This window comes from Streptomyces sp. 4N124, from assembly GCF_052245395.1.
Classification (GTDB): Bacteria; Actinomycetota; Actinomycetes; order Streptomycetales; family Streptomycetaceae; genus Streptomyces.
The window spans coordinates 88144-108596 of the sequence record NZ_JBQQBS010000022.1; the positions used below are offsets into that span (position 1 = coordinate 88144).

The following is a 20453-nucleotide window of genomic DNA, read 5'->3' on the forward strand; positions in this document are numbered from 1 at the left end:
ATTCTCCTGTGCTCACAGCTGGCCGACGTCGGTGACACGGACGACCGCACGGCTCTCCGCGTCGGAGGCGGCGAGGTCGATCTCCGCGCTGATGCCCCAGTCATGATCGTCGTTCGGGTCGTCGAAGATCTGGCGCACGCGCCACAGGCCGTTCTGCGGTTCTTCCTGGATGACGAGCAGCTTGGGGCCGCGGGCGTCGGGGCCGGTGCCGAGGTCGTCGTACTCGTCCCAGTACTTGTCCATCGCCTCGCCCCAGGCGTCCGCGTCCCAGCCGGACTCGGCGTCCATCTCACCCAGCTCCTCGACCTGGTCGAGGGCGGCCAGCTCGACGCGGCGGAACAGGGCGTTGCGGACCAGGACCCGGAAGGCGCGCGCGTTCGCGGTCACCGGCTTGACCTCGTCGGCCTTCTCCTGGGCCTCCTCGGCGGTCATCTCCTCCGGGTTGGCGAGCTGCTCCCACTCGTCCAGCAGGCTGGAGTCGACCTGGCGCACCATTTCGCCGAGCCACTCGATGAGGTCCTGCAAGTCCTCGGACTTGAGGTCGTCAGGGATGTTGTGGTCGAGGGTCTTGTAGGCGGAGGCGAGGTAGCGCAGGACGATGCCCTCGGTGCGGGCCAGCTCGTAGAAGGACACCAACTCCGTGAAGGACATGGCCCGTTCGTACATGTCGCGGATGACGGACTTCGGCGACAGCGGGTGGTCGCCCACCCAGGGGTGGCTCTTGCGGTAGGTGTCGTAGGCGTGGAAGAGCAGCTCTTCCAGGGGCTTCGGGTACGAGATGTCCTGGAGCCGCTCCATGCGCTCCTCGTACTCGACACCGTCCGCCTTCATCGCGGCCACGGCCTCGCCCTTCGCCTTGTTCAGCTGGGCGACGAGGATCTGCCGGGGGTCGTCCAGCGTCGACTCGACCACGGACACCATGTCCAGCGCGTACGACGGCGACTCGGGGTCCAGCAGCTCGAACGCGGCCAGGGCGAACGTGGACAGCGGCTGGTTGAGCGCGAAGTCCTGCTGGAGATCGACGGTGAGGCGCACGATGCGGCCCGAGGCGTCCGGCTCGTCGAGCTTCTCGACGATGCCGCCGTCCAGCAGCGAGCGGTAGATGGCGATCGCCCGCCGGATGTGCCTGAGCTGCTGCTTGCGCGGCTCGTGGTTGTCCTCCAGGAGGTGCCGCATCGCCTCGAAGGCGTTGCCGGGCCGGGCGATCACCGACAGCAGCATCGTGTGCGTCACCCGGAAACGCGAGGTCAGCGGCTCCGGATCGGAGGCGATGAGCTTTTCGAAGGTGTTCTCCGTCCACCCGACGAAACCCTCGGGCGCCTTCTTGCGGACCACCTTGCGGCGCTTCTTCGGGTCGTCGCCCGCCTTGGCGAGCGCCTTCTCGTTCTCGACGACGTGCTCGGGCGCCTGCGCCACGACGAAGCCCGCCGTGTCGAAGCCCGCGCGCCCGGCCCGCCCCGCGATCTGGTGGAACTCACGGGCACGCAGCGTGCGCACACGGTTGCCGTCGTACTTGGTGAGAGCCGTGAACAGCACGGTGCGGATGGGGACGTTGACGCCCACGCCGAGCGTGTCCGTGCCGCAGATGACCTTCAACAGACCGGCCTGGGCGAGCTTCTCCACCAGGCGCCGGTACTTGGGCAGCATGCCGGCGTGATGGACACCGATGCCGTGCCGGACGTAGCGGGAGAGGTTGCGGCCGAACTTGGTGGTGAAGCGGAAGTTGCCGATCAGCTCGGCGATCTGGTCCTTCTCCTCGCGCGAGCACATGTTGATACTCATCAGCGCCTGCGCCCGCTCCACGGCCTGCGCCTGCGTGAAGTGCACGATGTAGACCGGCGCCTGCCTGGTCTCCAGCAACTCGGTCAGCGTCTCGGTGAGCGGTGTGAGTTTGTACTCGTAGGACAGCGGCACGGGACGAGTCGCCGAGCGGACCACCGCGGTCGGACGGCCGGTGCGCCGGGTGAGGTCCCTCTCGAACATCGAGACATCGCCGAGCGTGGCCGACATCAGGACGAACTGCGCCTGCGGCAGTTCGAGGATCGGGATCTGCCAGGCCCAGCCCCGGTCGCCCTCCGTGTAGAAGTGGAACTCGTCCATCACGACCTGGCCGACGTCGGCGTTCTTGCCGTCGCGCAGGGCGATCGACGCGAGCACCTCGGCGGTGCAGCAGATGACGGGGGCGTCGGCGTTGACGGACGCGTCGCCGGTGAGCATGCCGACGTTCTCGGTGCCGAAGAGTTTGCACAGTTCGAAGAACTTCTCCGAGACGAGCGCCTTGATCGGGGCGGTGTAGAAGGTGACCTCGTCACGGGCCAGGGCGGCGAAGTGCGCACCCGCCGCGATCATGCTCTTGCCGGAGCCGGTGGGGGTCGACACGATCACATTCGCACCGGAGACCACCTCGATCAGCGCCTCCTCCTGGTGGGGGTAGAGGGTGAGGCCGCGCTCCTGGGCCCACGACTCGAAGGCCTCATAGAGAGCGTCGGGGTCGGCGGTCGGCGGCAGCTGATCGATGAGGGTCACGCCCCCATCTTGCCTGCCCTCCTGCCCGATGGGGGAATCGGATGCGGGCCCGAAGATCGCGAACGCTACGCTGTGTCGCCGACGGAACGTCAGCGCGGCAATTCAACTGGACAGTGGCACACGAGGAATGGGGCGGGCAACGGCGATGATGGGACCAGCACACTCACTGTCGGGGGCCGCGGCCTGGCTGGGCGTCGGAGCGGCGGCGGCCGCGACAGGGCACACGATGCCGTGGCCGGTGCTCCTGGTGGGCGCCCTGATATGTGCCGGCGCCGCGCTCGCCCCGGACCTCGACCACAAGGCGGCCACCATCTCGCGGGCCTTCGGACCGCTGTCGCGCGGGCTGTGCGAGATCGTCGACAAGCTGTCGTACGCCGTCTACAAGGCCACGAAGAAGCAGGGCGACCCGCGCCGCTCCGGCGGGCACCGCACGCTCACGCACACCTGGCTGTGGGCCGTCCTGATCGGCGCGGGCGCCTCGGTGCTGGCGATCACCGGGGGACGCTGGGCGGTGCTGGCGATTCTGTTCGCGCACATAGTGCTGGCCATCGAAGGCCTGCTGTGGCGGGCGACGCGGGGATCCAGCGCCGATGTCCTGGTGTGGCTGCTGGCGGCCACCAGCGCGTGGATTCTCGCGGGTGTCCTGGACGAGCCGGGCAACGGCGCGAGCTGGCTGTTCACCGAGCCCGGCCAGGAGTACCTGTGGCTGGGCCTGCCGATCCTGCTGGGTGCGCTGGTGCACGACATCGGGGACGCACTGACGGTCTCCGGCTGCCCGATACTCTGGCCGATTCCGGTGGGCCGCAAGCGCTGGTACCCCATCGGCCCGCCGAAGGCCATGCGGTTCCGGGCGGGCAGCTGGGTCGAGCTGAAGGTGCTGATGCCGGCCTTCATGCTGCTCGGGGGCGTGGGCTGCGCGGCGGCGCTCAACTTCATCTGAGCCCGCCGCCACCCCGCTGGGGCACGGGTTGCCGTGGGCCCAACGCCACCTGCCCTGGGCTGTCAGCCACTCTGCCCGGTGCTGCCGTACCGCTTCTCGAACTTGGCGACGCGGCCCTCGGTGTCCACGGTCCGTGCCTTGCCGGTGTAGAAGGGGTGGCTCTCGGAGGAGATCTCCACGTCCACGACCGGGTAGGTCTCGCCGTCGTCCCACTCGATGGTCTGCTCGCTCGTGGCGGTGGACCTGGTCAGGAAGGCGTAGCCGGCGGCGCGGTCGCGGAAGACGACCGGGTGGTAGTCGGGGTGCTTGTCCTGCTGCATGGCGGCTCCTTGTACGGCACCGGGATCGTCGGCGCGGTGGACGACGGGTCAGCCGGACAGGGTGTCCTCGTCGACGATGTGCATCGCGGCCTCCTCGGCCGAGGCCGCGGCGCCGTCGATACCGACGTCCGTGGCGACCATTGCGCTCTCCTCGTCCTCGTGCGCTCCTTCGTCGGGGGCCACAAGACGGCCGGAGCGGACGGCGCCGACCTCGTTGTCCCAGAGTTCCCCATCGGTGCCCTGGCTGTCTCCGATACCGTCCCCGTCCGGCTCCGTGAGATCCGGCAGCTCCTCGGCGAGGCGTTGGTCCAGCGTCTCGCCGTGCAGGCGCTCGGCGGCCGTCACATCGGCGCGCTCCACCGCCCATGGTCTGTCCGGAGGAGACCAGCCCCGGTCGAGGGGGTCGTCGACACCGTCGTCGACCAGGGTGTCCTCCGCGTCCAGCAGCCCCGCGTCGTCCTGGACCTCGGATCCGTCGGGCTGGTAGACGTCGTCTCCCCATCCGTCGACGCTGTTCACGGGTACCTCCAGGTGATGGGGACGGGCCCGTTCCGACCGCGGTCGGCGACGGGCGGCCGGGACGCGGGGCGCGGGGCGCACTCGACCGGAACCGAGCGGTTCCCGGGCGCACTCCGCGAGCCGGTACCGATATCCAGCCTTCCACTCCCTTTCGGGACCGCGCAACGGCACGGACGGAGAGGGCAGGGTTCGGCGGGAGGGACCCGTGTGACACCCCGCCCGGCGCCGATCGGCCCGCACGCACCCGCACCCGGCCCTGCGATCGGCCCGCGCGTCACGCCGCCGCCTGCCGAGGTCGGCGAGAACACCGACTCCATGGAGTGCGACGCGGGCTGCTTGGAGCTGTGGCCAGCCCATGGACGGCAAGCCGGAGGCGGGCCGTGCCGTCCCGTCGACGGACGAGCACGGCACCGGCGGCTACGGCTGAGAACGAACAGCTCAGCGGCTCACCCGTGCCAGGACCGCCACAGCGCGGCGTACGCCCCGTCCGCTGCGACCAGCTCGTCGTGGCTGCCCAGCTCGCTGATCTGGCCGTTCTCGACGACGGCGATGACGTCGGCGTCGTGGGCGGTGTGCAGCCGGTGGGCGATGGCGACGACGGTGCGGCCGTCGAGGACCCGGCCCAGGGACCGCTCCAGGTGGCGTGCCGCGCGTGGGTCGAGCAGGGAGGTGGCCTCGTCCAGGACGAGTGTGTGCGGGTCGGCCAGCACCAGGCGGGCCAGCGCGATCTGCTGGGCCTGCGCCGGCGTGAGCACCGCCCCACCCGAGCCCACCTCGGTGTCGAGGCCGTCATCGAGCGCCCGCGCCCACTCGTCCGCGTCGACCGCGCCCAGCGCTGCCCACAGCTCGGCGTCGGTGGCGTCCGTGCGGGCCAGCAGGAGGTTGTCCCGCAGGGAGCCGACGAACACATGGTGCTCCTGGTTGACCAGCGCCACATGGGAGCGGACCGCCTCGGCCGGCATCCGGGACAGTTCGGCACCTCCGAGGGTGATGTGGCCGGCCCGGGGCCCGTAGATGCCGGCGAGCAGCCTGCCCAGCGTGGACTTGCCCGCGCCCGACGGGCCGACCAGCGCCAGTCGGGTGCCGGGGGCGACCTGGAGGGACACCTTGCGCAGCACGTCCACGCCTTCGAGGTAGCCGAAGTGGACCCGGTCCGCCCGCACGTCGCGTCCGTCGGGTGACACCTCGGCGTCACCGTCGTCGGGCTCGATCTCCCGGACCCCGACCAGCCGGGCCAGTGACACCTCGGCGACTTGAAGCTCGTCGTACCAGCGCAGCATGAGCCCGACCGGGTCGACGAGCATCTGCGCGATCAGCGCACCCGTGGTCAGCTGGCCGACGTCGATCCAGCCCTGCAGGACGAAGACGCCGCCGAGCATCAGGACCGATGAGAGCACGGTGACATGCGTGACGTTGATGACCGGGAAGAGCACCGACCGCAGCCACATCGTGTAGCGCTCCCAGGCCGTCCACTCCTTGATACGCCGGTCCGACAGTTCGATCCGGCGGTCACCGAGGCGGTGGGCCTCGACGGTGTGCCCGGCGTCCACCGTCTCGGCGAGCACGGCGGCCACGGACGCGTACCCCGCGGCCTCCGACCGGTAGGCGGACGGGGCGCGTTTGAAGTACCAGCGGCAGCCGACCACCAGCAACGGCACGGCGACCAGCACCGCGGCGGCGAGCGGCGGCGCCGTGACGACGAGCCCGCCCAGCAGCAGCGCCGCCCACACCACGCTGATCGCCAACTGCGGTACGGCCTCACGCATCGCGTTGGCCAGTCGGTCGATGTCCGTCGTGATCCGGGAGAGCAGGTCTCCGGTCCCCGCACGTTCCAGGACCCCCGGCGGCAGCCCGACCGACCGCACGAGGAAGTCCTCGCGCAGGTCGGCCAGCATCCGCTCGCCGAGCATCGCGCCGCGCAGCCGCACCTCTCGTACGAACACGGCGTGGAGGACCAGCGCGACCAGGAACAGCGAGACGGTCAGCTCCAGATGAAGCTCGCGCGCCCCCTCCGACACCCGCTCCACAAGCCCGCCCAGCAGATACGGGCCCGCCATCGACGCGAGCACGGCAACCGTGTTGACGCCGATCAGGAGCAGGAAGGCTCCGCGGTGCCGGCGGAAGAGTTCGGCCACATAGGCGCGTACGGTCGTGGTGGCGCCGACGGGCAGGGTGTTCGCCGTCGTCGGTGCTGCCGGGTCGTAGGCCGGTGGCGCCACGCCGATCATGCTGTCTCCTCGATCTCTTCCAGTTCTTCCCATACGTCGCTCAGGGCGGCCTCGTCGTCGGTCTCGCGGGTGACGACGGCCCGGTAGCGGGGCTCCTTGACCAGGAGTTCGCGGTGCAGGCCGACCGCAGTGACCTCGTCCTCGTGCACCAGCACGACCCGGTCCGCGCGGTCCAGGAGCAGTGGCGAGGAGGTGAACACGACGGTCGTGCGCCCCTCCCGCAACTCCTTCACGCCTGTCGCGATCCGTGCCTCGGTGTGCGAGTCGACGGCGGAGGTCGGTTCGTCGAGGACGAGTACTTCCGGGTCCGTCAGCAGCGACCGGGCCAGCGCGAGCCGCTGCCGCTGACCGCCGGACAGCGACCGCCCCCGCTCGGTGATCCGGGCGTCCAGCGGGTCCTGGGCGTCGAGCGAACCCTGGAGGAGCGCGGTGAGGACGTCCTCGCACTGCGCCGCCGCCAGTGCCCGCTCGGCGGCCACGTCACCGGACGCGGGCACGTCGAGCAGTTCGCGCAGCGAACCCGACAGCAGCACCGGGTCCTTGTCCTGGACGAGGACGGCCGTCCGCGCCGAGTCGAGCGGCAGCTCGTCCAGCGGTACCCCGCCCAGCAGCACCGAGGTGCTCTCCTCCGCGGGGTGTCCGCCCAGCCGTTCCGCCAGCCGTCCCGCCGCGTCGGGGTCGCCGCACACCACCGCGGTGAACCGGCCGACGGGGGCGAGCAGACCGGTCGCCGGGTCGTACAGGTCCCCGGACGGCACCTCGGCGGCGCGCGATCCGCCCGTGTCCGTGGCACGCTCCAGCGACAGCACGCGCGCGGCCCGCCGGGCCGACGGACGCGAGAAGGAGTACGCCATCGCGATCTCCTCGAAGTGCCGCAGGGGGTAGGTCAGGACCATGACCGAGCTGTAGACGGTGACCAGTTCGCCTACGGTGATCCGGCCCTGGCGGGCCAGATGCACTCCGTACCAGACCACCGCGATCAGCAGCAGTCCCGGCAGCAGCACTTGGATCGCGGAGATCAGGGACCACATGCGGGCGCTGCGCACGGCGGCGTGGCGTACCTCCTGGGAGGCGCTGCGGTAGCGGTCGAGGAACAGCTCCTCGCCGCCGATGCCGCGCAGGACGCGCAGTCCGGCGACGGTGTCCGAGGCCAGTTCGGTGGCGCGGCCCGCCTTCTCGCGCTGGATGTCCGCCCGCCTGGTCGCGCGGGGCAGCAGCGGCAGCACGGCGATCGCCAGGACGGGCAGGCCCACGGCGACGACCACCCCGAGCGCGGGCTGGTAGACGACCAGGGCGACGCAGACCAGCACGACGGTGACCGCGGCCGCAGTGAACCGGGACACGGCCTCCACGAACCAGCCGATCTTCTCGACGTCACCCGTGGAGACGGCCACGACCTCACCGGCCGCGACGCGCCGGGTCAGCGCCGAGCCCAGCACCGAGGCCTTGCGGGCCAGCAGCTGCTGGACACGGGCGGCGGCGGTGATCCAGTTGGTCACCGCGGTGCGGTGCAGGAAAGTGTCGCCGATCGCGTTTCCGGCACAGGCCAGCGCCAGCAGGCCGCCCGCGAGGGCCAGCCGGGTGCCGGAGCGGTCGACGACTGCCTGGATGGCGAGTCCGACACAGAACGGCAGCGCGGAGACGGACACGAAGTGCAGCAGGCCCCAGGCCAGCGACTTCAACTGCCCACCCAGCTGATTCCGGAAGAGCCACCGCAGGAATCGTGGACCCGAGCGTGCGTCCGGCACACCGGGGTCGGGATACGGAAGGTCTTGAATCTGCATGACGTCCCAGTGGCTCGTGTCAGGTCGGAAGGGTGGACGGCGGGGGAGGAGAACAGGGTGGGAGGTGGCGACAAGCCGTGACAGGTTCGCGTCGCAGAGTGTCCGAAGGCAAACGGTTTTTTATTGCGCAGGGCGCCCGACTCCCCGTAGAACACCGGCCATGAAGAGACGGATCATCATGTCCATGCTCGCAGGAGCCACCCTCCTCGCGAGCACCTTCCTCACGGCTGCCCCCGCTCAATCCGCCGACGCCCCGCCCGAGTTCAGCACCACCGACTGGCACGACCCCATAACCGCCGCCCCACCCGTCCCCAAGCCCTCCGGTGCATCCTGCCAAGTCACCCTCGCCGAGGCACAGTTCCGCGACTTCACGCCGTACACCGGCTCCTACACACCGCCGGACGGCTGCGGCGACCGCTGGAGCAAGGTGGTCCTGCGTATGGACGGCAAGGTCAAGGGGCGACAGTTCGACCGGCTCGGGTATCTGCACCTCGGCGGTGTCGAGATCTTCCGTACGTCGACGCCGCAGCCGTCGCCCGACGGCATCGAGTGGTCCGTCGAGAAGGACGTCACGCGCTACAGCGACACCTTCCGCAGCGCTCAGGACGTCGAGATGCTCATCGGGAACGTGGTGGACGACACGTACACCGGGATCATCGATGTCAGGGTCACGCTCACGTTCTACGTGGGCAAGCCCGCTGTGACGCCGGATCAAGTCCTCACCCTCGCCGCCGACTCCACCCTCACCACCCCGCGCAACAGCGAACGCGTCGTCGCCGAGGTGTACGCCACCGGCTCCGGCGGCGGCTGCGAGGAGTACTGGTATCTGACGGTGCCCGACTCGGCGCCGTACTCCTGCCAGGCCGACGGCGGCCCCTACCGCGAGGTGCAGGTGAAGGTCGACGGCCAACTGGCCGGAATCGCCGCGCCGTTCCCGACGGTGTGGACCGGCGGCTGGTCGAACCCCTTCCTCTGGTACGTCGTTCCGGGCCCGCGCGCCTTCGACATCAAGCCGATCGAATACGACCTGACACCCTTCGCGGGCCTTCTCAACGACGGCCGCCCGCACCGCGTCGAGGTCTCCGTCGTCGGTGTCCCCGAGGGGCAGACCGGCTGGAGCACTCCCGTGAACGTCCTCGTCTGGCAGGACGCGAAGAGCGCACACGTCAGCGGGAAGCTCACGGTCCACAGGGAAGGCGAACTCACCAACTCCTCGACACATACGCCCGGTTCGGAACACCGAGTGGACACCGAGGGCGCACATCGGCTCACCGTCGCCGGCTACGTCGACACTTCGCACGGCCGGGTGACAACCACCGTCAGCCGGTCGCTGGCGAACAGCTCCGTGCACCGCTGGACGGAGGGCGAAACGGTCGACGGTCTCGACGCCCGCTGGACGGACGACGAGTCGGTCACCGTCGATGGACGCGGTCCGGCCCGGACGACGCGCACAGAGCGGACGTACACGATGGACGGCACGACCACGATCGGCGCGGGCGACCGGCTGCGGACGGTGCTGTCGCTCGGTGACCGTGCCTCGGTCGTCACCTCCCAGGGTGGTCGACGCCTCGCGTGGTCGCGGCTCGACGACACCTATGCGGGCGACGCCACGTACACGATCAACGTGCCGCGCGATCAGCGGCACGCGGTCGGCACGACGAGCGAGCGGTACCGGCTGTACGGGTCGGACGGGTGCTACGACCGGGCGCTGATGACTGTTCAGGGCGTGCTGACGAAGGACCGCAACGGCTGTTGAGGGCCGCGGTATGTGACATGCCACAGGGCGGGCGGATTTACATGACCGATACACAAAGGTTTCCGGAAGGATCAATGACACCCCGAGAGTGATCGGCACGGAAGCCGTTTTCCGTATGGCAGAAGTCCTCCGGGGCTTCTGCCGTACCGCCGTCCCCCTCTAGGAGTCCCCGTGCCGCCGCCCGTACCGTCCCTGCCGCGACGCGTCGCACGCATACTGCGTACCTCCCTCTTCGCGCAGGTCGCCTGCGCGCTCGTGCTCGGCATCGTCGTCGGCAAGCTGTGGCCCGACTTCGCCGCGGATCTCCAGCCGCTCGGCGACGGTTTCACCCGGCTCATCAAGACGATCATCTCGCCGCTGGTGTTCTGCGTGGTCGTCGTCGGCATCGCCAAGGCCGGTGACCTGAAGGCGTTCGGCCGGATCGGGCTGAAGGCCCTGATCTGGTTCGAGGTCGCGAGCACACTCGCCCTGCTCATCGGGCTTCTCGCCGCCAACGTCGTGCAGCCCGGCTCGGGGATGAACGTCGACCCGTCCACGCTCGACACCTCGGCGGTCGACGCGAAGACGGGCGGGGGTTCGCTGCCGTCGACGACCGAGTTCATCGTCAACGCGATTCCCACCAGTTTCATCGGCGCCTTCGCCGAGAACGAGCTCCTCCAGGTGCTCATCCTGGCCTGCCTGGTGGGCGCCGCGCTGCTCCACCTCGGCCACACCAAGGTGCCGAAGGTCCTGCCCGCCATCGAGCAGGCTCAGGAGATCATCTTCGCTGTCGTCGGCTTCATCATGCGGCTCGCCCCGATCGCGGTGTTCGGCGCGATGGCCGTCCTGATCGGCCAGTACGGGCTCGGCGTCATCGAGACCTACGCCAAGCTGATCGTCCTGTGCTACGCGGCTGCGGCGTTCTTCATCGCGCTCCTCGCCGTCGCGCTCAAGATGGTCACCGGGCTCAGTCTCTGGAAGTTCCTGCGCTACATCCGTGAGGAAATGCTCCTCGCGCTGGGCACCGCCTCCACCGAGTCCGTCATGCCGCGCGTGATGCAGAAGCTGCGCAAGGCCGGTGCCCGCGACGACGCCGTGGGCCTGGTGCTGCCCACCGGCTACTCCTTCAACCTCGACGGAGCCTCGCTCTACCTGTCCATCGGCACGCTGTTCATCGCCCAGGCCGTGGGCGTGGACCTCAGCCTGAGCCAGCAGATCACCGTGATCCTGGTGCTGATGCTCACCAGCAAGGGCATGGCCGGCATCCCCGGCTCCGCCTTCCTCGCCCTGTCCGCGACCGCTTCCTCGCTGGGTGCCATCCCCGCCGGTGCCGTCGCCCTGCTCCTCGGCGTGGACCGCATCATGGACTCGATGCGCGTCGTCACGAATCTGCTCGGCAACTGCGTCGCCGTGTTCGCCGTCTCCCGGTGGGAGGGCGCGCTGGACACGGAGCGGGCGAAGAAGGTGCTGAGCGGAGAGGTCGAGCCCAGGACCGAGGCCGACGAGTCCCCCGCTTCCCACGAGGCTCCGGAAACGGATGCTCCCGCCCCCGCCGCCGTACCCACCCAGTCGGCCAAGGAGCCCGCACCCGAGGTCAGTTGACGCCTCGCGCCTTCACGCGGCCACCGCTCCTCTCCGGGGGCGGTGGCCGTGGCATGTCTCAACCGTGGTGCGCCTTGTCCACCAGCGTGTCCAGCAGCGTGCCGAGCACCGCGCGCTCCACATGCGTCAAGGGCGCCAGAATCTCGTCGGCCGCCGCTCTCCGCGCCCCATGCAACTCGCCCAGTGCCTTGCGCCCGTCGTCCGTCAACTCGATGCGGATCACCCGCCGGTTGCTGGGATCGGGCACCCGCCGCACCTTCCCGCTCGCCTCCAGCCCGTCGACCAGCGATGTGACGGCCCGCGGGACCACCTCCAGCCGCTCGGCGAGGTCGGCCATGCGGGGCGGCGCGTCATAGTGCGCGAGGGTGCGCAGCAGCCGGGACTGGGCCGGGGTGACGCCCAGGCCGGACTGCTCGATGTGCCGCTTCTGGATCCGGTGCACACGCCGGGTGAACCGCAGCAGTTGCTCGGCCAGCTGACCGTCGGAATCGGGGGTGGTCATGCGGGAACAATATCAGGACGCCGTTCATTGTGAGTATAGGTAACAATGAGCTACTCTCCGTCAGTCACCGTCGACTCACCACCCGTAGGAGCCCATGAAACCCGACCACGAACCCGTGTTGACCCCGTCCGCCGATGTTGAGGAGAAGCCCCGGCAGGTGCGGCGCATCCTGACACTTTTCCGTCCGTACCGCGGACGCCTCGCCGTAGTCGGCCTCCTGGTCGGCGCCGCGTCCCTCGTCTCCGTCGCCACCCCCTTCTTCCTGAAGGCGATCCTCGACACCGCGATCCCGCAGGGCCGCACAGGGCTGCTCAGCCTGCTCGCGCTCGGCATGATCCTCAGCGCCGTCCTCACCAGCGTCTTCGGCGTCCTGCAGACCCTGATCTCCACGACGGTCGGCCAGCGCGTCATGCACGACCTGCGCACCGCCGTCTACGGCCGGCTGCAACGCATGTCGCTCGCCTTCTTCACCCGCACCCGCACCGGCGAGGTCCAGTCCCGCATCGCCAACGACATCGGCGGCATGCAGGCCACCGTCACCTCCACCGCCACCTCACTGGTCGCCAACTTCACCAGCGTGGTCGCCACGATCGTCGCGATGATCGCCCTCGACTGGCGACTGACCGTCGTCTCGCTGCTCCTGCTGCCGGTGTTCGTGTGGATCAGCCGCCGCGTCGGCGACGAACGCAGAAAGATCACCACCCAGCGCCAGAAGCAGATGGCCGCGATGGCCGCCACGGTCACCGAGTCGCTCTCGGTCAGCGGCATCCTGCTCGGCCGCACGATGGGCCGCTCCGACTCGCTGACGAAGTCGTTCGGGGAGGAGTCCGAGGAACTGGTCGACCTCGAAGTGCGGTCGAGCATGGCCGGGCGCTGGCGGATGGCCGTCATCACGATCGTCATGGCCGCGATGCCCGCCGTCATCTACTGGGCCGCGGGCATGGCCCTCCAACTCGGCGGCCCCGCGGTCTCGATCGGCACGATCGTCGCCTTCGTCTCGCTCCAGCAGGGCCTGTTCCGCCCGGCCGTGAGCCTCCTCGGCACCGGCGTCCAGATCCAGGCCTCACTCGCGCTGTTCCAGCGCATCTTCGAGTACCTCGACCTGCCCATAGACATCACCGAGCGCGAGGACCCCGTCCACTTGGACCGCGTGAAGGGCGAGGTCCGCTTCGAGAACGTCGAGTTCCGGTACGACGACAAGAGCGGGCCGATCCTCGACAGCATCGACGTCACCGTCCCGGCCGGCGGCAGCCTCGCCATCGTCGGCCCGACCGGCGCGGGCAAGTCCACGCTCGGCTATCTGGTGCCGCGGCTGTACGACGTCACGGGCGGCCGGGTCACCCTCGACGGCGTCGATGTCCGCGACCTCGATTTCGACACCCTCGCCCGCGCGGTCGGCGTCGTCTCCCAGGAGACGTACCTCTTCCACGCCTCGATCGCCGAGAACCTGCGCTTCGCGAAGCCGGACGCCACCGACGAGGAACTCGAGCAGGCGGCGAAGGCGGCCCAGATCCACGACCACATCGCCGCGCTTCCCGACGGATACGACACCGTCGTCGGCGAGCGCGGGCACCGCTTCTCCGGCGGCGAGAAGCAGCGCCTGGCCATCGCGCGCACCATCCTGCGCGACCCACCCGTGCTCATCCTCGACGAGGCGACCAGCGCCCTGGACACCCGCACCGAACACGCCGTCCAGGAAGCGATCGACGCGCTGTCGGCCAACCGCACCACGCTCACCATCGCGCACCGCCTGTCCACCATTCGGGGTGCCGACCAGATCGTGGTCCTGGACGCCGGGCGCGCGGTCGAACGCGGCACGCACGAGGAGCTGTTGGGTCGCGAGGGCCGGTACGCGGCGCTGGTCCGCAGGGACGCCCAACTGGAGCCGACAAGCTGAAGATATGCGGAGTTTGTGACGATATGCGGGTTACGGTTTGCGCATGCACTTCAACACTCCGCCACGAAGCACCATGCGACTGACGCGCCGGGGCCGTATCGCCCTCATCGCGACCGGGGCCGTCCTGGCCGGCACCGCCGTGGCGGTGCCGCTGCTCACCCTGGGCGGCGAGGAAGAAGCCAAGCCGGTGTCCCTGGTGATCCCGGAGGGCTGGCGCGCGGGCCAGGTCTACGACGCCGTCGACAAGGCCCTCGAGCTGCCGCCGGGCACCACCAAGAAGTCCCTGGGCAAGGCCAACCTGAAGCTGCCGGTCCACGCCGAGGGCAACCCGGAGGGCTATCTCTTCCCGGCGACGTATCCGATCGACGAGAAGGCGACGCCGGAGGCGCTGCTGTCGTCGATGGTCGACACCGCCAACCAGAGGTTCAACGGCGTCCCGATCGCCGCCGGCGCGCAGCGCAACGCGATGAACGTCTATCAGGCGGTCACCATCGCGAGCATCGTGCAGGCCGAGGCCTCCACCAAGGCGGAGATGGGCAAGGTGGCCCGGGTCATCTACAACCGGCTCGAACGCGGTATGCCGCTCCAGATGGACTCCACCATCAACTACGCCCTGAACCGTTCCACCGTGCAGACGACCCTCGACGACCTGCGGATCGAGAGCCCCTACAACTCGTACCAGCGCATGGGGCTGCCGCCCACGCCCATCGCCAACCCCGGCGAGGAGGCACTGCGTGCGGCGGTCACTCCGACGCCGGGCGACTGGCTGTACTTCGTCACGGTCAAGCAGGGCGACACCCGCTTCACGGCCGACTACGCCGAGCACCAGCGCAACGTGGCGGAGTTCAACTCCCTCCAGAAGAGCCCGCAGGCGAAGACGTGACCGGCAGGGAGATCACGCGGCGACGGGCTCCTCGGCGAGCAGCCGCCTGATGTCCCGCACGGCCGCACGGCCCGCCCGGTTGGCGCCGATCGTGCTCGCCGACGGACCGTAGCCGACCAGATGGACCCGCGGATCGGCGGCCGCGCGGGTCCCGTCGAGCCGGATCCCGCCGCCCGGCTCACGCAGCCTCAGCGGTGTCAGATGGTCGATGGCGGGCCGGAATCCGGTCGCCCACAGAATGACGTCGGCGGGCACGTGCCGCCCGTCGTTCCACGCCACCCCGTCCGGGGTGATCCGGTCGAACATCGGCTGCCGGTCCAGGACCCCGTCCGCGAGCCCCTGCCGAATCGCGTCGTTCAACGGCAGCCCGGTGACGGAGACCACACTCCGCGGCGGCAGCCCCTGCCGCACCCGCTCCTCCACCAGCGCGACCGCGGCACGACCGGCGTCCTCGTCGAAGGGCCCCTCGCGGAAGACCGGCGGCCGGCGGGTGACCCAGGTCGTGGCCGCCGCGTACGGGGCGATCTCCAGCAGATGCTGCGTACCGGACGCACCCCCGCCCACCACGACGACCCGCAGCCTGGCGAACTCCTCAGGCCCCGGATACTGCGCGGTGTGCAACTGCCGCCCCCGGAAGGTCTCCTGACCGCGATAGCGCGGCCAGAACGGCCGGTCCCAGGTCCCGGTCGCGTTGATCAGCGCCCGGGTCGACCACACACCGTCCGAGGTCTCCACGAGCAGCCGCCCCGCCTCGCCCTCGCGCACGGCATGGACATCGACGGGGCGCCGTACCCGCAGATCGAAGGTGCGCTCGTACCGGTCGAAGTACTCGGTAATGACCTCGGAGGACGGCCGCGCCGGGTCGGCGCTCGTGAGCTCCATGCCGGGCAGCGCATGCATCCCGTGCACCCTGCCGTATGTCAGCGAAGCCCACCGGAACTGCCAGGCGCCGCCCGGCCCGGGGGAGTGGTCGAGCACCACGAAGTCCCGCTCCGGCTCGAATCCGGTGCGCCGCAGGTGATAGGCGCCGGCCAGACCCGCCTGGCCGGCGCCTATGACGACTACCTCGGTGTTGTTCACGCTTCTACTAACCGCGTGGGGTGCGGGGATCTTCCCGCGGGATCACGCCCTCATCAGGAGTCCTTGTAGACACGGGGCTTCGCTGTGGACGGCGGCAGGGCGCCGTTGAAGCGGGCGTCGGTGAACTTGGCGAAGTCGACCCGCTGCGGGATCAACTTCAGTTCGGCGAACGCGTCGGCGATCTCCTGCTCGGAGGCGATGAGCGGCTTGTCGACGGCGACCGCGACCCGGGAGGCGTTGGTCCGCTTCACCGAGGCCAGCGCCACCTCGTACGGCAGCCCGGTCTCCTTGGCCCACACCTTCGCCCACGCCTCCGGGTGGTCGTACACCCAGTCGTAGGCACGGCGGAGCCGGCCGAGGTAGTCCTCGATGGCCGCCGTCTTCTTGCTGTCCTGAAGCGCGGAGGGCGCCGCCACCTGGAACAGGAGACCGTTGGTCACGCCTTCGCCGGTCGTGAGAACCGTCCCCTGCTTGGCCTGGAGCACCTGCGAGGTGTACGGGTCCCAGACCGCCCATGCGTCGACCTTGCCGGACGTGAACGCGGCGAGAGCGTCGGCCGGCTGGAGGTACTTGACGTGCACATCGCCGAGGGTCAGCCCGGCCGCCTTGAGGGAGGCGACGAGTTGGTAGTGCGCGGAGGACCCCTGCGCGACGGCGACGGACCTGCCCTTCAGGTCCCCGGTGCTCCTCAGCTTCGACCCGTTGGGCACGAGGATGGCGTCGCCCCGGGACGTGCCGTGCCAGGCGGCCACCACCTTGATCTTGGAGCCGGCCCCGGCCGCGAAGACCGGCGGGGTGTTGCCGACGCCGCCGATGTCGACGGCTTTGGCGTTGACGGCTTCGAGGAGTGGCGGGCCGGAGGTGAACGTGGACCACTTGATCTTGTAGTTGAGGTCCTTGAGCTCTCCGGCGGCGCGCAGGATGGCTTCGGAACCGCCTTTCTGGTCACCGACGTTGAGGGTGAGCGAGCCCTTGCCGTCGGTGTCGGACCCCGTACTGGCGGACGAACTCCCGCCGCAGGCCGTGAGCAGCAGGGCGAGGGGGAGGAGCAGCGCGGCGGGGACGAGGCGTCGTCGCATGATGGATCCGTTCTTCGGGGTGAGGGAGTTCAGGCGGCTTCGGCGGCCGTGTCGACGCCGAGCCGTTCCAGCAGTCCGGCGCGCAGCTCCGCGAACCGGGGGTCGGTGATGTCACGGGGCCGGTCGAGGTCGATCTCCTGCTCGTGCGCGATGACACCGTCGTCCATCACGAGAACGCGGTCGGCGAGCAGGACCGCCTCCTCGACGTCGTGCGTGACGAGCAGCACCGCGCACCCGCGGCGCTGCCACAACTCACCCACCAGACGCTGGGCCTTGATGCGGGTGAGCGCGTCCAGCGCCCCGAACGGCTCGTCGAGCAGCAGCAGATCGGGCTCGCGCACCAACGCTCGTGCGAGGGAGGCGCGTTGGGCCTCGCCGCCGGAGAGCGTCTTGGGCCAGGCGTCCGTACGGTGGTCCAGGCCGACCTCCTTGAGCGCCTGCTCGGCGACGGCTCGGCCGGGCTTGCCCGGAAGGCCGAGCAGCACGTTGCGCCACACCTTCTTCCATGGCATGAGCCGCGGCGCCTGGAAGGCGACGGCCTTGCGGCGCGGCACCAGGACGGTGCCCTCGATGTCCCGGTCGAGCCCGGCGAGGATGCGCAGCAGGGTGGACTTGCCGCAGCCGCTGCGGCCGAGGAGGGCGACGAATTCGCCCGGGCGGACGTCGAGTCGGAGCCGGTCGATGACGGGCCGCCCGTCGAAGGAGCGGGTCAGCCCCTCGACGTGCACGGCCTGAGTGGACTGGGGGTTCACGTTGGGGTTCACCGGCCGGTGAACGTCGGTCGCCATTGCAGCAGCAGCCTTTCGAGGGAGCGGACGACGAAGTCGGCCAGCAGGCCGAGGAAGGCATAGACGACCAGGCAGACCACGATCACGTCGGTCCGCAGGAAGTCCCGCGCCTGCACCATGAGGAACCCGATGCCGGAATCCGCGTTGACCTGCTCGGCGAAGACGAGCGCGAGCCAGGCGATGCCGAGCGAGTAGCGCAGCCCGGTCATCGCGCCGGGCAGCGCACCCGGCAGCACGACATGCCGCACCAGCCCCCACCGCGACAGCCCCAGGGACTCCCCGGCCTCGATCAACTGGGCGTCCACGCCCCGGATCCCGGCGTAGACGTTGAGGTACAGCGGGAAGGTGACGCCGAGCGTGATGATGGCGACCTTGGGAGCCTCACCGATACCGAACCAGATGATGAACAGCGGGATGAGCCCCACGAAGGGCACGGTCCGGAGCATCTGCACCGGAGCGTCGACGAGATCCTCCCCGATCCGGAACAGCCCGGACACCAGGGCCAGTCCGGTGCCGACGACCGTGCCCAGCAGCAGCCCGAACGCGACCCGCTGCAGCGAGGTCCCCATGGCGGACGGCAGCGAACCGTCGGCGATCAGATCACTCCCGACCTGCGCGATACGGCCGGGCGAGGCGAGCACATCGGCGGTCAACAGGCCAGTGGCACTGAGCAGTTGCCAGAGCGCCAGCAGCAGGAGCGGGCCGGTGGTGCGGCGCAGCCAGCGGGGGACGCGGGTGCGGCGGGAGGAGGCGGGGACGAGGGGGACGAGGTCGGGCGTGGGGGCTGGAGCGGGACTGCCTTTCTCTCCTATAGGCGAAATATCGGGTTCGTGCGGGCCGGGCGGGGCATGGCTGATGCTCATGGATGCTCCATGGGTTCATGAGGGGGAGCGACCGGTGATGAAGCGCGCCCGAGCACCGCAGTGCCCGATGCGGATCAGCGAATCAGCGCATCAGGCGTGCGGGCAGGAGGGCGCGCAGGCGCGATGAAGGCGAGAGAAGGGCGTCAGCAGCCGCGGCGACACGCGGCGGAGGCCACCCGCAGCAGGTCGATGTGACCGCGCGTGGTGAGCAGGGCTGAACGCAACATGCGGCCGAAAGTAGCCAGATGACATGCTCGCGGTCAACGCCCGTCTCGCGGTGTGGACCCCTCGTGCCGGACCCGGCCGGTCCGATGACATGCGCAGCGGGTCGTGTGCGCGAGGATGGGACGCATGTCAGATGCCTTCACCACCCGCGTGCTGAACGTGAGCTCCGGTTCCACGGAGCGGGTCGTCGACCTCACCCACGACTGCGAGGCCTTCCTGCGGGAGACGGCCGCCGACCGCGACGGCCTGCTCAACGTCTTCGTCCCCCACGCCACCGCCGGCATCGCGATCATCGAGACAGGCGCGGGCAGCGACGACGACCTCCTCGCCGCCCTGCACACCCTCCTCCCGGCCGACGACCGCTGGCAGCACCGCCACGGCAGCCCCGGCCATGGCCGCGACCACGTCCTCCCGGCCCTCGTGCCACCGCACGCGACGCTGCCGGTGCTGGGTGGGCGGCTGGAGTTGGGGACGTGGCAGTCGGTGTGCCTGGTGGACACGAATCGGGACAACTCGAACAGGCGGGTTCGGTTGTCGTTCCTCGGCTGAGGCCTGGCGCCACCGGCGGTGGCGCCCGCTAACGGTCCAGCCGCACCGGGTCGCCCGGTGCGCTGCGGCGGACGAGCCAGGCTTCGGTGATGTGGGTGAACATCGCCTCGGCCGCACCGCTCGGGTCGTGGGCGGCGATGCGCTCGTACACCCGGCGATGGCCGCGGTTGGACGCGATGCACATGGCGCGCTCGGGCCGGCCCATGTACCGCGCGGTGTTGACGACCTGGCTCTCCAGGGCGCGTACCACCCCACGGGCGATGCGGTTTCCCGACGCCTGCATGATGACGTCGTGGAAGGCGCGGTCGTGCTCCGCGTACGTGACGTGGTCGTCCACGAGTTCGTCCATCCGGTCCACCAGTGTGCGCAGTCGATCAACGACGTCCTGAGTGGCCAACCGGGCGGCGACGTGCGCCATGTCGGACTCCAGCAGCCGCCGTGTGACCACGAGGTCGTCGAGGAGCTGCAGACTCTCGTCCTGGTCGATGCTCGCCGCCAGGACGTGCTCGTCGAGCATGTTCCACTTCGCCGGCTCGGTCACCATGGTGCCGGCACCCTGGCGGACCTGCACCAGTCCCTTCTCCTGCAGGATCTTCACGGCTTCCCGGATGACGGTCCGGCTCACCGCGAAGGCCTCGCACAGAGCGGGCTCGGGCGGGAGCGGCGTCCCCGGCTGGTGCTCCCCGCGAACGATGCGCCCCACCAACTCGGCCGTGACCGCCTTCGCGAGGTTGGTCGGCCGTCGTGCCCAGGCGGGAGGCGCCGAACTGCTCTCGGCTGCTGGCTGCGTTGCCGTCATGGCTTCCTCCGGTGGTCCCGCGACCACGCGGGCGACTCGAGGCGCCATCATACGCGACAGCCATTGACGTCATACGTCATACGAGTTACGTTTCCGGGTCATCGGCGGGCGGAGGGTCCCCGCAAGGTAACGGA

General features: G+C 69.9%; 18 protein-coding genes. 6 read left to right on the plus strand and 12 right to left on the minus strand.

The window, feature by feature from the left end:
* Positions 1–12: 12 nt before the first annotated feature.
* The gene (locus ACTWQO_RS22935; RefSeq protein ID WP_443239213.1) at positions 13–2526 is read right to left on the minus strand and encodes a DUF3516 domain-containing protein; all 2514 of its coding nucleotides are present in this window, start codon (positions 2524–2526) and stop codon (positions 13–15) included.
* Between the two features lie 145 nt (positions 2527–2671).
* Here ACTWQO_RS22935 and ACTWQO_RS22940 point away from each other — a divergent pair, with 145 nt between their 5' ends.
* The gene (locus tag ACTWQO_RS22940; RefSeq protein ID WP_301977942.1) at positions 2672–3466 is read left to right on the plus strand and encodes a metal-dependent hydrolase; all 795 of its coding nucleotides are present in this window, start codon (positions 2672–2674) and stop codon (positions 3464–3466) included.
* Positions 3467–3528: 62 nt separating this feature from the next.
* Here the strand turns inward: ACTWQO_RS22940 and ACTWQO_RS22945 are convergent, their stop codons facing one another.
* The 4 genes from ACTWQO_RS22945 to ACTWQO_RS22960 form a co-directional block, all read right to left on the minus strand.
* Positions 3529–3786 carry a type B 50S ribosomal protein L31 gene (locus ACTWQO_RS22945; RefSeq protein WP_362952003.1) on the minus strand — a complete coding sequence of 86 codons (258 nt, stop codon included), beginning with the start codon at positions 3784–3786 and terminating at the stop codon, positions 3529–3531.
* A gap of 48 nt (positions 3787–3834) precedes the next feature.
* On the minus strand, positions 3835–4305 hold the full coding sequence (locus tag ACTWQO_RS22950) for a DUF5709 domain-containing protein (RefSeq protein ID WP_443239214.1): 471 nt from the start codon (positions 4303–4305) through the stop codon (positions 3835–3837).
* Positions 4306–4751: 446 nt separating this feature from the next.
* A complete protein-coding gene (locus tag ACTWQO_RS22955) occupies positions 4752–6533 on the minus strand; it encodes an ABC transporter ATP-binding protein (RefSeq protein ID WP_443239215.1) in 1782 nt (593 codons plus the stop codon).
* Positions 6530–8317: an ABC transporter transmembrane domain-containing protein gene (locus tag ACTWQO_RS22960; RefSeq protein ID WP_443239216.1), complete on the minus strand. Its 1788-nt coding sequence runs from the start codon at positions 8315–8317 to the stop codon at positions 6530–6532. The genes ACTWQO_RS22955 and ACTWQO_RS22960 overlap by 4 nt, the downstream gene beginning before the upstream one ends.
* 160 nt (positions 8318–8477) lie before the next feature.
* On the opposite strand from ACTWQO_RS22960, the gene ACTWQO_RS22965 reads away from it, so the two are divergent.
* Both ACTWQO_RS22965 and ACTWQO_RS22970 read left to right on the plus strand, forming a co-directional pair.
* Positions 8478–10073 (plus strand): peptide-N4-asparagine amidase, encoded by a 1596-nt coding sequence (locus ACTWQO_RS22965; protein WP_443239217.1) that lies wholly within the window; start codon positions 8478–8480, stop codon positions 10071–10073.
* A gap of 171 nt (positions 10074–10244) precedes the next feature.
* Entirely contained in the window at positions 10245–11654 is a 1410-nt protein-coding gene (locus ACTWQO_RS22970) for a cation:dicarboxylate symporter family transporter (protein ID WP_443239218.1), read from the plus strand.
* Positions 11655–11712: 58 nt separating this feature from the next.
* On the opposite strand, the gene ACTWQO_RS22975 is transcribed toward ACTWQO_RS22970, so the two are convergent.
* A complete protein-coding gene (locus ACTWQO_RS22975; RefSeq protein ID WP_443239219.1) occupies positions 11713–12156 on the minus strand; it encodes a MarR family winged helix-turn-helix transcriptional regulator in 444 nt (147 codons plus the stop codon).
* Between the two features lie 94 nt (positions 12157–12250).
* On the opposite strand from ACTWQO_RS22975, the gene ACTWQO_RS22980 reads away from it, so the two are divergent.
* Both ACTWQO_RS22980 and mltG read left to right on the plus strand, forming a co-directional pair.
* Positions 12251–14053 (plus strand): ABC transporter ATP-binding protein, encoded by a 1803-nt coding sequence (locus ACTWQO_RS22980; RefSeq protein ID WP_443239220.1) that lies wholly within the window; start codon positions 12251–12253, stop codon positions 14051–14053.
* Between the two features lie 43 nt (positions 14054–14096).
* A complete protein-coding gene (gene mltG / locus ACTWQO_RS22985) occupies positions 14097–14936 on the plus strand; it encodes an endolytic transglycosylase MltG (protein WP_443239221.1) in 840 nt (279 codons plus the stop codon).
* Between the two features lie 12 nt (positions 14937–14948).
* On the opposite strand, the gene ACTWQO_RS22990 is transcribed toward mltG, so the two are convergent.
* From ACTWQO_RS22990 to ACTWQO_RS23010, 5 genes are all read right to left on the minus strand, one after another.
* Entirely contained in the window at positions 14949–16016 is a 1068-nt protein-coding gene (locus ACTWQO_RS22990) for an NAD(P)-binding domain-containing protein (RefSeq protein ID WP_443239222.1), read from the minus strand.
* Positions 16017–16069: 53 nt separating this feature from the next.
* Positions 16070–17095 (minus strand): ABC transporter substrate-binding protein, encoded by a 1026-nt coding sequence (locus ACTWQO_RS22995; RefSeq protein ID WP_443239223.1) that lies wholly within the window; start codon positions 17093–17095, stop codon positions 16070–16072.
* 29 nt (positions 17096–17124) lie between these two features.
* Positions 17125–17883 carry an ABC transporter ATP-binding protein gene (locus tag ACTWQO_RS23000; RefSeq protein ID WP_443239224.1) on the minus strand — a complete coding sequence of 253 codons (759 nt, stop codon included), beginning with the start codon at positions 17881–17883 and terminating at the stop codon, positions 17125–17127.
* Entirely contained in the window at positions 17856–18746 is an 891-nt protein-coding gene (locus ACTWQO_RS23005) for an ABC transporter permease (protein ID WP_443239225.1), read from the minus strand. The genes ACTWQO_RS23000 and ACTWQO_RS23005 overlap by 28 nt, the downstream gene beginning before the upstream one ends.
* Positions 18747–18889: 143 nt before the next feature.
* Positions 18890–18973, minus strand: coding sequence for a putative leader peptide (locus ACTWQO_RS23010; RefSeq protein WP_349817350.1), 84 nt, complete (start codon positions 18971–18973; stop codon positions 18890–18892).
* A 124-nt stretch (positions 18974–19097) separates the two neighbouring features.
* Here ACTWQO_RS23010 and ACTWQO_RS23015 point away from each other — a divergent pair, with 124 nt between their 5' ends.
* Positions 19098–19520 carry a secondary thiamine-phosphate synthase enzyme YjbQ gene (locus tag ACTWQO_RS23015; protein ID WP_443239226.1) on the plus strand — a complete coding sequence of 141 codons (423 nt, stop codon included), beginning with the start codon at positions 19098–19100 and terminating at the stop codon, positions 19518–19520.
* Between the two features lie 28 nt (positions 19521–19548).
* On the opposite strand, the gene ACTWQO_RS23020 is transcribed toward ACTWQO_RS23015, so the two are convergent.
* Positions 19549–20319, minus strand: coding sequence for a FadR/GntR family transcriptional regulator (locus ACTWQO_RS23020; RefSeq protein ID WP_443239227.1), 771 nt, complete (start codon positions 20317–20319; stop codon positions 19549–19551).
* Positions 20320–20453: the final 134 nt, after the last annotated feature.

Excerpts from the sequence above, each read along its gene's own strand:
- ACTWQO_RS22940 (WP_301977942.1), top strand. The coding sequence starts at position 2,672 with ATGATGGGACCAGCACACTCACTGTCGGGGGCCGCGGCCTGGCTGGGC.
- ACTWQO_RS22945 (WP_362952003.1), bottom strand. The coding sequence starts at position 3,786 with ATGCAGCAGGACAAGCACCCCGACTACCACCCGGTCGTCTTCCGCGAC.
- ACTWQO_RS22955 (WP_443239215.1), bottom strand. The coding sequence starts at position 6,533 with ATGATCGGCGTGGCGCCACCGGCCTACGACCCGGCAGCACCGACGACG.
- ACTWQO_RS22960 (WP_443239216.1), bottom strand. The coding sequence starts at position 8,317 with ATGCAGATTCAAGACCTTCCGTATCCCGACCCCGGTGTGCCGGACGCA.
- ACTWQO_RS22965 (WP_443239217.1), top strand. The coding sequence starts at position 8,478 with ATGAAGAGACGGATCATCATGTCCATGCTCGCAGGAGCCACCCTCCTC.
- ACTWQO_RS22975 (WP_443239219.1), bottom strand. The coding sequence starts at position 12,156 with ATGACCACCCCCGATTCCGACGGTCAGCTGGCCGAGCAACTGCTGCGG.
- ACTWQO_RS22980 (WP_443239220.1), top strand. The coding sequence starts at position 12,251 with ATGAAACCCGACCACGAACCCGTGTTGACCCCGTCCGCCGATGTTGAG.
- mltG (WP_443239221.1), top strand. The coding sequence starts at position 14,097 with ATGCACTTCAACACTCCGCCACGAAGCACCATGCGACTGACGCGCCGG.
- ACTWQO_RS22995 (WP_443239223.1), bottom strand. The coding sequence starts at position 17,095 with ATGCGACGACGCCTCGTCCCCGCCGCGCTGCTCCTCCCCCTCGCCCTG.
- ACTWQO_RS23000 (WP_443239224.1), bottom strand. The coding sequence starts at position 17,883 with ATGGCGACCGACGTTCACCGGCCGGTGAACCCCAACGTGAACCCCCAG.
- ACTWQO_RS23005 (WP_443239225.1), bottom strand. The coding sequence starts at position 18,746 with ATGAGCATCAGCCATGCCCCGCCCGGCCCGCACGAACCCGATATTTCG.
- ACTWQO_RS23010 (WP_349817350.1), bottom strand. The coding sequence starts at position 18,973 with ATGTTGCGTTCAGCCCTGCTCACCACGCGCGGTCACATCGACCTGCTG.
- ACTWQO_RS23015 (WP_443239226.1), top strand. The coding sequence starts at position 19,098 with ATGTCAGATGCCTTCACCACCCGCGTGCTGAACGTGAGCTCCGGTTCC.
- ACTWQO_RS23020 (WP_443239227.1), bottom strand. The coding sequence starts at position 20,319 with ATGACGGCAACGCAGCCAGCAGCCGAGAGCAGTTCGGCGCCTCCCGCC.